The organism is Weissella paramesenteroides, from assembly GCF_036327715.1.
Taxonomy (GTDB): Bacteria; Bacillota; Bacilli; order Lactobacillales; family Lactobacillaceae; genus Weissella; species Weissella paramesenteroides.
Genome location: NZ_CP130559.1, coordinates 1,850,826 through 1,865,122, shown reverse-complemented (window position 1 = coordinate 1,865,122; position 14,297 = coordinate 1,850,826). Strand labels below are relative to the sequence as shown.

At 36.3% G+C, this 14,297-nt stretch carries 13 protein-coding genes and 1 pseudogene; 12 read left to right on the top strand and 2 right to left on the bottom strand.

Going from position 1 to position 14,297, the window contains the following annotated elements; all coding sequences use genetic code 11:
* Nucleotides 1-268: 268 nt before the first annotated feature.
* The 4 genes and pseudogenes from QRX23_RS09350 to QRX23_RS09335 all read left to right on the top strand — a co-directional run bounded on the left by QRX23_RS09350 (nt 269) and on the right by QRX23_RS09335 (nt 3,963).
* On the top strand, nt 269-778 hold the full coding sequence (locus QRX23_RS09350; protein WP_002828213.1) for a transcription repressor NadR: 510 nt from the start codon (nt 269-271) through the stop codon (nt 776-778).
* Nucleotides 779-886: 108 nt separating this feature from the next.
* Nucleotides 887-2,077 carry an MFS transporter gene (locus QRX23_RS09345; RefSeq protein WP_330155402.1) on the top strand — a complete coding sequence of 397 codons (1,191 nt, stop codon included), beginning with the start codon at nt 887-889 and terminating at the stop codon, nt 2,075-2,077.
* A 118-nt stretch (nt 2,078-2,195) separates the two neighbouring features.
* A pseudogene (locus QRX23_RS09340) lies at nt 2,196-2,968 on the top strand (MerR family transcriptional regulator).
* Between the two features lie 125 nt (nt 2,969-3,093).
* The gene (locus QRX23_RS09335) at nt 3,094-3,963 is read left to right on the top strand and encodes an SDR family oxidoreductase (RefSeq protein ID WP_330155401.1); all 870 of its coding nucleotides are present in this window, start codon (nt 3,094-3,096) and stop codon (nt 3,961-3,963) included.
* 97 nt (nt 3,964-4,060) lie between these two features.
* On the opposite strand, the gene QRX23_RS09330 is transcribed toward QRX23_RS09335, so the two are convergent.
* On the bottom strand, nt 4,061-4,738 hold the full coding sequence (locus QRX23_RS09330; RefSeq protein ID WP_330155400.1) for a matrixin family metalloprotease: 678 nt from the start codon (nt 4,736-4,738) through the stop codon (nt 4,061-4,063).
* A 174-nt stretch (nt 4,739-4,912) separates the two neighbouring features.
* Here QRX23_RS09330 and QRX23_RS09325 point away from each other — a divergent pair, with 174 nt between their 5' ends.
* The 7 genes from QRX23_RS09325 to QRX23_RS09295 all read left to right on the top strand — a co-directional run bounded on the left by QRX23_RS09325 (nt 4,913) and on the right by QRX23_RS09295 (nt 12,126).
* Nucleotides 4,913-5,302: a hypothetical protein gene (locus QRX23_RS09325; protein WP_330155399.1), complete on the top strand. Its 390-nt coding sequence runs from the start codon at nt 4,913-4,915 to the stop codon at nt 5,300-5,302.
* A gap of 277 nt (nt 5,303-5,579) precedes the next feature.
* Complete coding sequence (locus QRX23_RS09320) at nt 5,580-6,281, top strand: response regulator transcription factor (protein WP_330155398.1); 702 nt, start codon at nt 5,580-5,582, stop codon at nt 6,279-6,281.
* 8 nt (nt 6,282-6,289) lie between these two features.
* Nucleotides 6,290-7,660, top strand: coding sequence for a sensor histidine kinase (locus QRX23_RS09315; protein WP_330156144.1), 1,371 nt, complete (start codon nt 6,290-6,292; stop codon nt 7,658-7,660).
* Nucleotides 7,661-7,882: 222 nt separating this feature from the next.
* Entirely contained in the window at nt 7,883-8,524 is a 642-nt protein-coding gene (locus tag QRX23_RS09310; protein ID WP_330155397.1) for a VTT domain-containing protein, read from the top strand.
* Between the two features lie 3 nt (nt 8,525-8,527).
* Nucleotides 8,528-9,184, top strand: a complete 657-nt coding sequence (locus tag QRX23_RS09305) for a phosphatase PAP2 family protein (RefSeq protein WP_330155396.1) — start codon at nt 8,528-8,530, stop codon at nt 9,182-9,184.
* On the top strand, nt 9,181-10,134 hold the full coding sequence (locus QRX23_RS09300; protein ID WP_330155395.1) for a glycosyltransferase family 2 protein: 954 nt from the start codon (nt 9,181-9,183) through the stop codon (nt 10,132-10,134). Before QRX23_RS09305 ends, QRX23_RS09300 begins: the two co-directional genes overlap by 4 nt.
* 21 nt (nt 10,135-10,155) lie before the next feature.
* Complete coding sequence (locus QRX23_RS09295; RefSeq protein WP_330155394.1) at nt 10,156-12,126, top strand: hypothetical protein; 1,971 nt, start codon at nt 10,156-10,158, stop codon at nt 12,124-12,126.
* Nucleotides 12,127-12,197: 71 nt separating this feature from the next.
* Here QRX23_RS09295 and QRX23_RS09290 read toward each other — a convergent pair whose 3' ends face one another.
* Nucleotides 12,198-13,088, bottom strand: a complete 891-nt coding sequence (locus QRX23_RS09290) for an ArsR/SmtB family transcription factor (protein WP_330155393.1) — start codon at nt 13,086-13,088, stop codon at nt 12,198-12,200.
* A gap of 224 nt (nt 13,089-13,312) precedes the next feature.
* On the opposite strand from QRX23_RS09290, the gene QRX23_RS09285 reads away from it, so the two are divergent.
* On the top strand, nt 13,313-14,287 hold the full coding sequence (locus tag QRX23_RS09285; RefSeq protein ID WP_408068648.1) for a glycoside hydrolase family 43 protein: 975 nt from the start codon (nt 13,313-13,315) through the stop codon (nt 14,285-14,287).
* The last annotated feature ends 10 nt before the right edge of the window (nt 14,288-14,297 follow it).

The following is a 14,297-nucleotide window of genomic DNA, read 5'->3' as shown; positions in this document are numbered from 1 at the left end:
AGCCACCTTTTGGTAAAATTTATTTAGCTAAATTTTCCAATGATGGTAAATTAATAACATTTAAAGACTGTTCCCGTTCACTTAATTCATAACCATTTATAACCGCCATAATTGTATCCTCCGAATTTATATTAACTTTTTTTAATTATTCTATCATTTTTTAGTGCTTGTTATTTAAAGATTTAAAAAATATAACAGAATGATTTGCATATCATATTGTTCGGGTTATATTTATACGTAAGAGATTAAGAATTAAAGGGGTAAATACATGACTGGTATTCAACGACAGGAAGCAATTAAAGCAGCGCTAAGTAATCCTGATACAGTTATTAGTGCAAACAAATTTGCCAAACAATTTAATGTATCACGCCAGACGATCGTGGGTGATATTGCTTTGTTGCGAGCAAGAGGCGAGCAAATCATTGCAACGCCACAAGGATATCGATATCAAATGAACCAACCACATCATACGATTTTAGTTGTACAACATACCGCTGATCAAATTGAACAAGAACTTACTGCCTTAGTTGATGCAGGGGTCATTGTGGCAGATGTGCAAGTAGATCATCCGGTTTATGGATTGTTAAAGGGTGAATTAGCGATTCAAACTAATGCTGATGTGAAGCAATTTATCCATCATTTGAAACAAACGAGTGGTGAACCACTATCTACACTGACAAATGGGCTACATATGCACAAAATTGAATATGCAGAAGTTGCGGATTTAGAAAAAGCAAAAACAGCTTTGAGAAAATTACACATTTTATATGAAAATTAGTTAGGTTGACAAGACACCCCCACGTTGCTATGATTTAACCATTGAAAGGTGTCAAGACACCTAGATGGGAGTAGACTGGTTGTACATTAATCAGTATTGTGGAACGTTATGAGTAAGATACGGAAACTGTTAGCAGTTACGGGGTTGGCATGGTTATTTGATGCCATGGATGTTGGTTTATTATCATTTATTTTGGTTGCGATTCAACAAGAATGGCAATTATCTTCGGTACAAGTTGGTTGGATTGGATCAGTTAATTCGATTGGCCTTGCAGTTGGGGCCTTAACATTTGGGGCTTTAGCAGATCAAAAGGGTCGTAAGATGATGTTAATGGCAACATTATTGATTTTTTCAATTGCGACAGGCTTATCTGCTTTAACAGTGGGATTTGTTAGTTTTATTATTTTACGTTTTTTTGTTGGTGTTGGATTAGGTGGTGAACTACCAGTTGCATCCACGCTTGTATCGGAAAGTGTACCTAAAGAGCGACGTGGTCGGATTATTGTACTATTGGAAAGTTTCTGGGCCATTGGCTGGTTAATTGCTAGTTTGTTAGCTTACTTTGTCATGCCAAAATTTGGTTGGCGAATAACATTAGTTATTTCAGCGCTGACAGCATTTTATGTGTTAGTTCTGCGACGTCATTTACCTAGTGATCGTCAGAAAAACACTCTTTCACAAAGTTCTAAGGCATCAATTGGTGAAAAATTAGCGCAATTGTTCCATAAAGAACATCGTCAACAAACGATTATGCTTTGGATTGCCTGGTTTATGATTATGTTTTCTTATTATGGTATTTTCCTATGGCTGCCAAGTGTGTTAGTCGGTAAGGGATTTAGCATGGTCAATAGTTTTGGGTATGTTGTGATTATGACACTAGCACAATTGCCAGGATACTTTACTTCGGCTTGGTTAGTTGAAAAGTGGGGTCGCAAGCCAGTGATTGCTTCATTTTTAGCAGGAACGGCAATTTTTGCAACAGTGTTTGGCTTCTCATCTAGTTTAACAATGATTATGATATCGGGGATGCTACTATCATTTTTCAATCTAGGCGCTTGGGGAGCCATGTATGCTTACTCACCTGAGTTATATCCAACATCTATTAGAGCAACAGCCAATGGTGCTGCTGAAGGGTTTGGTCGTTTAGGTGGTATTTTAGGACCGCTATCAATTGGTTTCTTTTTGAGTTTACATTTTACATTTGCACATATATTTAGTATTTTCAGCGTTGCTTTAATTATTGCGATTATTGTGATTTTGGCTATGGGTAAAGAAACCCGTGGTACTCAGATTGAATAACTGAAAATATTTTGAAACTAGAGGTTGGGACAAAAGAAGATGTTCCAACCTTTTTAGTTGACCTTCACGTTACGTTAACCCTTATCATTTATTTATGATGAAAGGAAGGGAATAACATATGTTATATACGATTAAAAAAATAGCTGAAATATCGGGCGTTAGTACTCGCACTTTACGATATTATGATCTTTACGATATTATGATGAAATTTCGCTATTAAAACCGGCACAAACTAACGAGTCTGGTTATCGATTTTACGGTGAAAAAGAAATTAATCGACTACAACAAATCTTATTCTATCGGGAGTTAGACATGAAATTAGAAGATATTAAATTGATTTTAGATCAACCAAATTTCAGTGTCGAACGTGCTTTGAAAAAACATTATCAAAAACTTCTGATGAAAAAAGTGCGGATTGAAAATTTAATAGCGAGTATAGAAAAGACAATGAAATATTATCGGGGAGAAATAAAAATGGCAGATACTGAGAAATTTACAGCATTTAAAGAAAAACAGATTTTAGAAAATGAGCAACAGTATGGCGAAGAAATTCGAGAAAAATATGGTGAAGATGAAGTTAAAACAGCTAACAGAAAGTTTTTGCAATTAACAGAAGTTGAATTAGAAGATATGAAATCAACGGAAGAATTACTTTTTCATAAGTTAAAAACATATCTTACACAGGTAGATGTTAATAGTGAATTAGCACAAGAAATATTTAATCTGCACAAACATTGGTTGAGTTATACACTACCCAATTATTCACCAGTAATCCACAAGGGAATTGGTGAAATGTATGTTGGAGATGACAGATTTAAAAGTTATTACGATAGAAATGACATTGGCAGTGCAGAAGCTTTAAATAATATTATTCAGCATTATGCAAACTAACTATTTTAGCTTGTAAAATTCGAAATTTTGATGTTTGATATTGAAAATGATAAAGTGCATATAATTAGTGATCAAGAAAAAGTAGTGTTGCTTATTTTTCAGAATGTTTGTCAGGAGGTTTGCCGATGACAAAAAGTATGAATGAAACTGATAGTGGACAAAATGACTTGCCTAAACAAGAACAATCTGGATCAGGTTTACAAAGCAAGATGATTCCCATTCCAGATGATGGTAGTAAGAGCTATATTGGTCATAATCGCTTACAGGACAAAAGGGCATTGATTACAGGTGGTGATTCAGGAATTGGTCGGTCAGTGGCGATTGCATATGCTCATGAAGGTGCTGATGTCGTTTTAAATTATTTGCCAGAGGAAGAGTCCGATGCGCAAGATGTTAAAGAGAGTGTGACCAAATTGGGTCGTCGTATTTTACTTATGCCTGGTGATCTTAGAGAGGAATCTTTTAGTCAAGAATTGGTTGCACATGCGGTATCCTTTTTTGGTGATTTTGATATTTTGGTACTCGTAGCAGGTAAGCAACATGCTGTATTCAATATTGAAGATTTATCAACAGATCAATTAGTTGATACCTATACAACGAATGTTTTTAGCATCATTTGGTTAATTAAGGCAGCATTACCACATCTGAATGAAAATGGTAGCATTATTACAACAAGCTCAGTACAAGCTAAGAAGCCTCTGCCATATTTGGTTGATTATGCCAGTACCAAAGCAGCTATTCGTAATATAACTGAGAGCTTGGCAAAACAACTGGCACCGAGACATATTCGTGTAAACTGTGTAGCACCTGGACCAATTTGGACACCTTTACAGATTGCAGGCGGTCAACCACAAGAAAAGATTCCTGAGCTTGGTAAAAATACAGCAATGGGTCGACCAGGTCAGCCAGTAGAAGTTGCAGGCGCCTATGTGTATTTAGCTTCGGCGGATGCGACTTATGTGACAGGTGAAACCGTTTATGTGACTGGTGGATAAATGGGTAGTATTTAAAAAAAGCTGGGGCATTTACGCCTCAGCTTTTTTATCATGTATGTTCCATGTGAAACAATAATATAACTCACTGTTAGTTATATTATTGATAAATTTTTTTCAGATTAGCCACATCTTGTGCAGATAAGGTTGTTTTACCTTGATCAACAGGATACATGACGGAGTCTTTATTTTGGGTGTGATCTAGCCCAAGTGCATGGCCAATTTCATGAATGGCGGCAGAGAGCCTTGCTGGATAAGCAGTGTTAAGTGTCGCTTTACCATGGTTGTAATCAGATCTAATCAGACCATATTGTGAATAAATTTTTGGCCCACCGATGCCTAGTTCCTGCATATTGTTGGCATCACTGGCTGTTTTATTATAAATACCAAGACGTAAAGTGTTTTTTGATTCGTTTTGTTTTTCAGCAGTTAGTTTAACGATACCCGTCTGATTGTATACAGCAATTGCCTGTAAGAATATTTGGCGAGTTTCTGATGGAACGTTATTATCAAAATAGTAGGTATACGTATTTGATAATTTCTTATTGATAACGATAGACTCTAGGCCAGAATTGTCAGTTGATGTTGAATTCTGAGAGTCAGAATGTGTTTCGGTTTTACTATCAACTAAGAAAGGGATTTTTTCTGACCAGGTTTTTAAATCGGTCGTTAAAGTGACTAGTTGATTATTAATTTGTTGACTAACAGCTGGCGTTTTAGCCCAATTATAGACAAAAACAGCGACAACGATTAAAATAATACCTTTTAAAAATTTCAATGTTGACTCCTTTCTGCCGAACTAAGCATGCGCACTTTTCAAGCTATGCCACATAGTAACATATGAAATTAATAATTACCTTATAATGGGGTGGCGGGCAAAATTTTGAGTTTATTTTTACTTCAGTCAGTCTGTTACATGGTATAATTGCCCGAAAAAAAGGAAGAATTTATTATGAGAACGGCAGCACAAAAACTTGGGGTTAAAGATAAAAGTACACTTGGGCTAATAAATGGGGATACTTATGAGGATTTTCCTTCTGTTACACAAGATTTAGAAATTGAAACAACGATAGTATCAGCTGTGGATGCAGATGTTGTATTAATTCCAGTATCTACTAAAGATGAGCTATCTCGTATCATGACAACAGAAATTAGTGACTTAAAGGATGATGCAATTATTTGGATTTGTTATAGAAAGGGAAATCAGGTGGAATTAAACCGAGATAAGATACGGTTTTTAATAGCTGAGTATAATTGGCGACCAAATTCCCAAATTGCATTGAATGAAGCTTGGTCAGCGTTAAGAGTTCGACCAATGACAGCTGATGAAATAACAGCATAATTATCTATTAATACTTGACGAAGTTGGGACAAAGAGAAAATGTGCCAACTTTTTTTCTAAAAATTTCTTAATTAGAAGCATGTCAATTTGAACTAACAAATCTGAAAAAAATTTAGTTTTCATTTATTTTTGTCTAGTGGCATACTTAACTCGTTTAGTTTATCTTATTAAAAAGGTAAATGCGTTGGTATCAGCAGTTATGGCATGTGTTTCAAAATGTGGCATACTATAATACAAAAATAACGTTTATTTTGACTAACTCAATTGGAGGCAAATCTTGAAAACAAAAATTTTACTGGTTGAAGATGAAGAAGGATTGGCAGATTCTTTAAAGACAGAACTCGAATTGGAAGATATGGTTGTGATTTGGGCAAAAGATGGTCAAGAAGCGTTGGATTTATTTCATGAGCACGAACAAGAATTAAACTTGATTATTTTAGATTGGATGTTACCAAAACTAGATGGATTCAGTGTACTACGAAGAATTAGGAAAAATAGTCAAATACCAGTTATTATGCTAACCGCCCGTGATTATATCGGTGATAAGGTTGCGGGGTTAACTGGTGGTGCTGATGACTACATGACTAAACCCTTTGAAGTAGAAGAATTATTGGCCAGAATTGAAGTTAGTTTAAGGCATAGTCAGAAAACAGATCATCAAGCTAAAGTTTATACAGTTGGGGATTTAACTGTTGATACGACCACAAAACGGGTGTCTCGTCATGATAAAATTATTCCATTAACGCAACGAGAGTATGAATTATTAGTTGTCCTTGTTACTAATGAAGATGAGGCTTGTTCTCGTGATGGCTTACTAGATGAAGTCTGGGGTGTTGATTTTGAAGGTCAACCAAATATTTTAGATGTTTACGTTAGAAATTTACGTTCAAAAATTGATGCTGACCCTGGTAATCAAAAATTAATTCATACTGTACGTGGCATTGGTTATATGCTGTCACAAAATGTGCAAGCTAGGTGAATCCTATGATGAATCATAGAAAACAACAGCAATCGAGTGCAACGATTATGCTACGTAACTTAATTACAATGGTGTCGATATTGACCATTTCCTTAGGTGTGTGCATTATTATTGCCGTTGGCCACCAACTGCTGGAAGAAGTTCATCAGACGACCGATCACATTACAACTAGTCTAAAAAAAGCAAATATTGATGGCGACGATGATTGGCAGGAATGGCGTCGTAATAACACATTGGATACTAGTGCTAGTTATGTTTATGTGCATAATTTACGACAAGATGCGAAACGCGAACGTTATTTTTCGCCAAATGCACAGTATATTTTACAGATTGAACCTGTAAAAGTACCATTTATTCCAAATCTGTATTATCGTCCAGCGTTTGGTTTTTTGTATCATCGTGTCGTTCATGCTAAGGGCATTTACTATACACTTTGGCAGAGTATGCATTCGCAATTGGAAGTATTATTACGTGTGATTTTAGTAACAGCGATACTTTTAGGTGTAACACTAATTGTTATGCCGTTATACATTCGTCGTTTAACTAAACGTCTCACAAATCCAATAGCTGATCTTTCGCAGAATACTAAGGTCATTGCGTCTGCTAAAGAGCCTGGGTCAATGAGATTACCAGTTCCTGAACAACCAACAGAGGTTACTGAATTAGCGGCGAACTTTAATGAATTATTAGCAATGCTTAATAAAAGGCAGGAACAACAAAAGTTATTTGTGATGAATGCGGCGCATGAGTTACGGACACCGATTGCGACAATCAGAAGCCATGCGCAATTAATTGAGCGACATGGTAAAGATCATCCGGAAATTATTGAGAAATCTGTACGTTATATCACAGATGAATCACGACAAATGCAACAATTGATTGATGAATTATTGGCATTGTCACGAGCAGATCAGTTGGTATTGGACGTGCATGATATCGATTTAAGTGACACGGTTACGTATGCTGTTCAAAAGCTCAACAACACGTTCCCACAGAAATTTATAATGACCATTAAACCAGATGTACATATGATTGGGAATGCAAATGCGATTGATCAAATTTTAAATAGTTTGCTGACAAATGCATCAAAATATTCACCTGAAGATAGTACGATTGAAATTCAGCTTGAAACAAATTCACTGGGTAATTATGTCATTACGATTAAAGATCAAGGTAAAGGTATCAGTGATGAAGATAAAACACATATTTTTGAACGATTTTATCGTAGCGCAGAAGTTCGAGGTTCGGTAAAGGGTACCGGATTAGGGTTGGCAATTGCTGATCAATTGATTAAATTGATGGGCGGGACCATCCAAGTGAAAGATAATCATCCGCAAGGTAGTATTTTTATATTGACGATATCTGCACATATCGCATGATCGTTGACAAAAAAGTTTCTCAAATTTTTTGAGAAACTTTTTTTGTGTGACTAGTTAATCTGAATTTTATTCAGAAATAGATGTTGTATTAGTAATGATTAGCCAATTAAATCTGAAAAAATTTCATTTTTGATTTATTTTCTGTAGATGGGACGGGTTGCAAAAGTTGTTTATCCTTTAAATATCGATAACTGAGAAAGTTAAACATAAAGGAGAAGATATATGTCTGTCTTATTAATTACAAGCCTGGTGCCAAATTTAAATCAATTATTGCCGGATTTAATTGGCCAATATGGTAGTTGGATTTATGTTGGTCTGTTTGCATTGATTTTTATTGAAACCGGTATTGTGATATTGCCCTTTTTACCAGGTGATTCGCTATTGTTCTTATGTGGTTCACTTGCCGCAATGAGCAATCATTCCTTGAATATTTGGATTTTGTTACTAGCACTTAGTATAGCTGCGGTAATTGGTGATTCCTTGAATTTTGAAATTGGTGAACATTTTGGCGCATATATTATGCGTAATGAGAGATTACGTCGGTTTATTAAGCCAAAATATTTAAGACAATCAGAAATCTTTTTTGCTCGCCATGGTAAGCCAGCTATCTTTTTAGGACGATTTATGCCAATTATTAGAACCATCATCCCGTTTACAGCGGGTGTTAGCCACATGAAATATCGTGATTTTGCGAAGTATAACATTTTAGGTGGTGTGACATGGGTGGCAGTTGCAGTTGGTGCGGGATATTTCTTTGGTAATATTGCCATTGTTAAAGCTCATTTTGAATTAATCATGATTGCGATTATCGTTATTTCATTGTTACCAGCTCTTATTATGGCAATACGTAATCGAGGGGTGTAGCTGATGACGAATAGACGGGAAAAACTTTTCGGTACAGGATTATTAGTTATTTTTATTATTCTGGCCGTTAGCGTGGCATTTAATTCAGATTGGGTGAATGCATTTGATTCGTCAGTAACACAGTTGATGGCAAATGCTTACCTTCCTTTGAATACAGCAATTTTTAACATCGTGGCGTTTTTAGGTAGTCCATTAACAGTCATTATTTTAACGGTTTTGTTATGTGTTTGGTTGTTTTTTAAAAAGCAAGTCATAACAAGTCTCTGGTTGGGTGGCATTCAACTATCTGGGTCTGCCATTACTGAAATAGTTAAGCAAGTGGTTGCTCGTCCACGACCAATTAATCAATTAGTACCAGATACAGGGTTTAGTTTCCCCAGTGGGCATACATTTTGTACGACGATTTTGGTCTTATCGGTTTTAAGTTTATTACTACCGAAAATTCATGATGAGGAAAATAAATTAGTTGTTAGATTGATTGGGATTGTTTGGATTGGCTTCGTGGCTGTATCGAGAGTTTACTTGCGTGATCATTTTGGATCAGATGTGCTGGCCAGTGTGATTTTAGCGACAGGCTATTGGTTGTTGTGCGCTGCATATGAAGTACCAATAAAAACCTTCATTCAGCGTTTTCTGCCAGAAAGGATGAAATCATTATGAAAATACAAAAGTTAACGATCATTATACCAGCTTTCAATGAATCAGAAATTTTAGTAAATTCTGTTCATCGATTGTTAGCTATTGAAGATCAGGTTGCCGAGCAACATGCCGATATGTTGGGAATGCGTGCTGATATTGTCATCGTTGATGATGGCTCAACGGATCAAACCTGGTCATTGGTAGAAAAATTACATAAGGAAAACCCACGTATTCGTGGATTACAATTTTCCCGTAATTTTGGTCATCAAGCAGCGCTGTTGGCAGGATTGCAAGAAGCCGTTAAAACAGCTGACTTTCTGGTGACAATCGATGCTGATTTACAGGATGATCCTGAAAAAATATTAGACATGGTCTCTATGGCGATGGACGGCGACGAAATCGTCTATGGCGTAAGAAATAACCGTGAGTCCGATACTTGGTTCAAGCGGACGACCGCGCAGGGATATTACTGGACATTGCACGCATTAGGAGTTGAATTAGTACCGAACCATGCTGATTTCCGATTAATGTCTAAGCGGGCTGTGAATACTTTATTGTCTTATCCAGAACGTAATTTTTTTATTAGAGGTATTATTCCAAAATTAGGCTTTAAAACGGGTGAAGTAGACTATAAACGTACCCCACGATTAGCGGGTGAGTCTAAATATCCATTGAAAAAAATGTTGTCATTCGCGTGGGAAGGGATTACAAGCTTGACGATTGCTCCTGTCCGTTTAATTTTATGTCTTGGCGTCCTTGCTTGCCTCCTTTCAATTGGGATGGTCATATACGCTATTGTGATGAAAACTTTAGGATTGACGGAGCATGGATGGTCATCCCTGATGGTCTCGTTATGGTTTGTGAGTGGGATTCAAATGATTAGCTTAGGGGTTATTGGCGAATATATTGGTAAAGTGATCAATGAAGTAAAGGGTCGACCACGTTATACAATTCAAACGATTATTGAGTAGGACTAATAAAAAGGGGAAATAATGAAACGTAAAATTTACCCAATGTTTTTCTCAGTTGTGTTGGTTATTTGTTTGATTATTGGCACACTTGGGAATTTGATAAGATATTCAGGGATTGCGGTACTAGTTGTTACCTTAATTTTGTTCTTGACGGCACATCTTTTTGCGGGTGGTATTAATCAACTATCAGTCAAACGTGTCAAATGGATTGTGGGTATTGGATTAATTGCCATGTTCATTGGGCAAATCGTTATATTATCAGTTATGCCGAACACAGTATACCATGATCCTTATCGTGTCCTATCACAAGCTGATCAAATGGCAGCGGGTCATGTGACATGGGGGATTACTTATTTTTGGCGTTATGCAAATAATGTCCCCTTAGCATATTTAATATCTCTCTGGTTGCAATTAACACAGTTATTTCATTTGAGTACAAATGTAGCTATTCATACGTTAAGTATTTTGGTTCTTGATGTCTTTATCGTTTTGTCATTGCGGACGATTTGGCAGTTGAGCCATCGTAAAAGCTTATTGATTGGTGCAACTGCCTTTTTTGTTCTGACACCATTTGCTTATACCTATTACTTACAAGTATTTTATTCAGATTTACCAAGTATGCTGATATTATTGCTTATCATGCGCATAATGATGCAATGGCCAGGCAAATCTCAAAAAAATCATCTGTTCACAGGTATTGGATTAGTATTTATTAGTACATTGGGAATGCTTCTCAAGTCAAACATTATTGTACTAGTTCCAGCATTGCTGATTCTTATGTTTATTTTGTGGCATAAGAAGTTACTGAAACAAAGTAAATTATTACTACCAACATTGCTGATTATATTTGGATTTGGATTAAGTGTGCCGGCAACCCATGGTATTTATCAAGTCAGTCATTTTCATACTGAAACAAAATATGAATTTCCGGTCAGTCATTGGATTTTGATGGGAGCAAATGCGCAACATAAGGGGATGTATAGTGGTAACGATGTACGCCGAGCAATTCAGCAACCCAATAAAAAGGTGCGCCAACAATATGATCTAAAGGAGATTCCTAAGCGATTTGAAAAATTAGGTGTTGGTGGCATGGTTAAATTATGGGTGGTAAAGCTAGGTGTTGTACTTAATGTTCGGAGCATTCAGGACTGGTATAACGGTGGTTATCGTAGTGCACCCAATTGGTATCAACAAATAGCACAACCGATTAGGGTTATTGTTATTCTGAGTTATACGGCTGCGACGATAGTACTTTGGTTTACCCTGATTTTGCGCTTGTTATCATGGCGACCAGACTTCCAGAATAGTCAACAAGTCGTCGCTGTGCTGGCTATTGTTACGTCATTAGGATATCTAGCATTTCACACGCTACTCTGGGAAGCAGAAACACGTTATGGACAGGTTATCTTACCCTTAATTTGGTTTGCTTTGGCAGCGACACCAGCACCTAAAACAAATAGGAAACGACGATTTAATGATTTGCGGATAGTTGCGGTACCTTCATTGATAACATTGTGTTTCGTTAGTTTAGGATTTGCAATCGGATTGAGCCATGAGCATCCAAAAAATACGGTCATTGCGGCACAGCGAAGTCAATTATCGGCGCAATACCAAGCAAAGCCATTCATGTTGGCGCCTGGTAAACAAATGACAGAAGATGTTGATTTAAATGGACGTGCAAATTATTTTTCAGTGCAAGTCCATGCGGGTTCGAGGGTTCATGTAGCTCTAGAGAATAAGCAAACACAGCAACGATACCAAATGTATCGTGCGGGTTATGTCTATCGCTTGCATAAAAATATTCAACCCGGCAATTATCGGATTGTTATGAAGAATATATCGCAAAAAAATCAAGCGGTTGATGTGACTAAGACATACCACTATCAATTAAGTAATCACCCATTAGTAATAAATGGGAAAAAAGACGAGTATGCATCCTTGGTATATACTTGCCTGTTACGTTATAAAGGTGGGTCAACAACAAATTCATAGATATGATATACAGCAAAGCGGTCGGGACAGCAATAGCATGTCCTGACCGCTTTGCTGTATATCTTATTAACTTAACTATAGAAAAGCTTTAAATTAATATCTTGGTCATAATTACCAAATCCTTTACCAAATAAGGTACAACCACCTTGGTTTTCAGCATCAGTTTTTATTGCGAAACGAATTTTAAATGTTTGCCTAGAAATATCAATATCAGATAAAGAAATTGGGGTGAATGGTTGGCCATCCAGATATGTCCCATGATCAGTGATTCGGAGAATTTTTTGGATACCATATTGATTAACGTTATCAGGTACCCAATCAGGTGTGTATTTACCACGTGTATCAGAAAAATCACCGGGGCTTGTCCAAGTACCAATTTCAACATCATTAATGTAGAACGTAATATCTGACGGCCAGACATTATTTGAAAACGGAAATTCAGATCCTAACTCGACAGCTAGATCTAACATTTCAAGATGTTCATTTTTGGTTAAAAAGTTAGGAGACTGATATTCGACAAAACCGTTAGAAAACCAGATCATGCCAGCATCGATTCGTTGTGGATCCATAAAATAGGCAGGATTATCTACTTTGCCAATATAATCATCTGGTCCTGCTAAACCACAAGATGGTTCGACGGAGAAGTCAGTATAATGACCCACGGGAATGTTAGTTTCGTGAATATCAAAAGATGGATAAATTCGTTCGGGGAATCTAACTGAGATATTATCCACTTTCAACATGGAAATTTTGTTATGACCATCTTTTTCAAAAGCAATAATACCAGCATCGGCTAAAATTTGCAGATGTTTAAGTGTGATGGTTGTACTAATACCAAGATGAGCAGCAATATCCCTAACGTTGAGTTTTTCATGAGATAAAATTTGAATAATTTTCAAGCGCATTGGATTGGCAAGGGCTTTATAAACGGGTAATGAATTATCAGAAATATCTAGTTGCATTGATAAACTCCTTAAATAACAAAAACGTTTCTTATTAATGTAATAATAACATAATTGTTGTTTTTAGATAAACAAACAGCATTATTTAGCATATTTAAAACAACATAATAGTTATTTATATCATAAAATTAGTTGAAAAGATTAACAAAAATGTATTGAAAGCGCTTGCATGATGATTTAAAATAAACGTGTTGAGAAATAAATCACAAATTTAAGAAGGTGGTATGAAAATGACTGACAGTTATATCAACCCGTTAATTATTCAGCGAGCTGATCCATATATTTATAAACATACGGATGGTTATTATTATTTTACGGCCTCTGTCCCTGCTTATAATTTAATTGAAATTCGCCGTGCGAAAACAATTAATGGATTAGCCCATGCGATGCCAAGGACGGTTTGGCGTAAACACGATCATGGCGAAATGAGTCAATTGATTTGGGCACCAGAAATACATTACATCAATGATAAATGGTACATCTACTTTGCTGCGACAGATACAACAGCATTAGATGAGTTAGGTATGTTTACACATCGCATGTACTGTATTGCATGTGATAGTGCTGATCCAATGGTTGGTGAAGAAGTTTGGCACGAAAAGGGACAAATTATCACTGACAAAGATACTTTTAGCTTAGATGCAACAACTTTTACTCATAATGATAAATTGTATTATGTTTGGGCACAAAAGGATAAAGCCATTGCAGGAAATTCTAATCTATATATTGCTGAAATGAGTAATCCGTGGACCCTTAAAACCAAGCCGGTTATGCTTTCAAAACCAGAGTTTGATTGGGAAACACAGATTTTTTCAGTAAATGAAGGACCAGCAGTTCTGCAACATAATGGGAAAATATTTATTACTTTCTCTGGATCGGCGACCGATGAAAATTATGCCATGGGAATGTTGTGGATTGATGAAAATGACGATGTACTAGACGCAAACAAATGGCAAAAGCTTGATCATGCAATTTTCCAATCGGATATGGCGAACGGTTTGTATGGTCCAGGACATAATTCATTTACCGTTGCGGAAGATGGCGAAACTGATTTGTTAGTGTATCACGTCCGTAACTACTTAGATATAAAAGGGGATCCATTATATGACCCTAATCGCCACACGATGGTGCAACCATTTACTTGGGATGATGAGGGATTTCCAACATTTGGTAAGCCAGTACCGTTTTCATTTAATTAAACAATAAAAG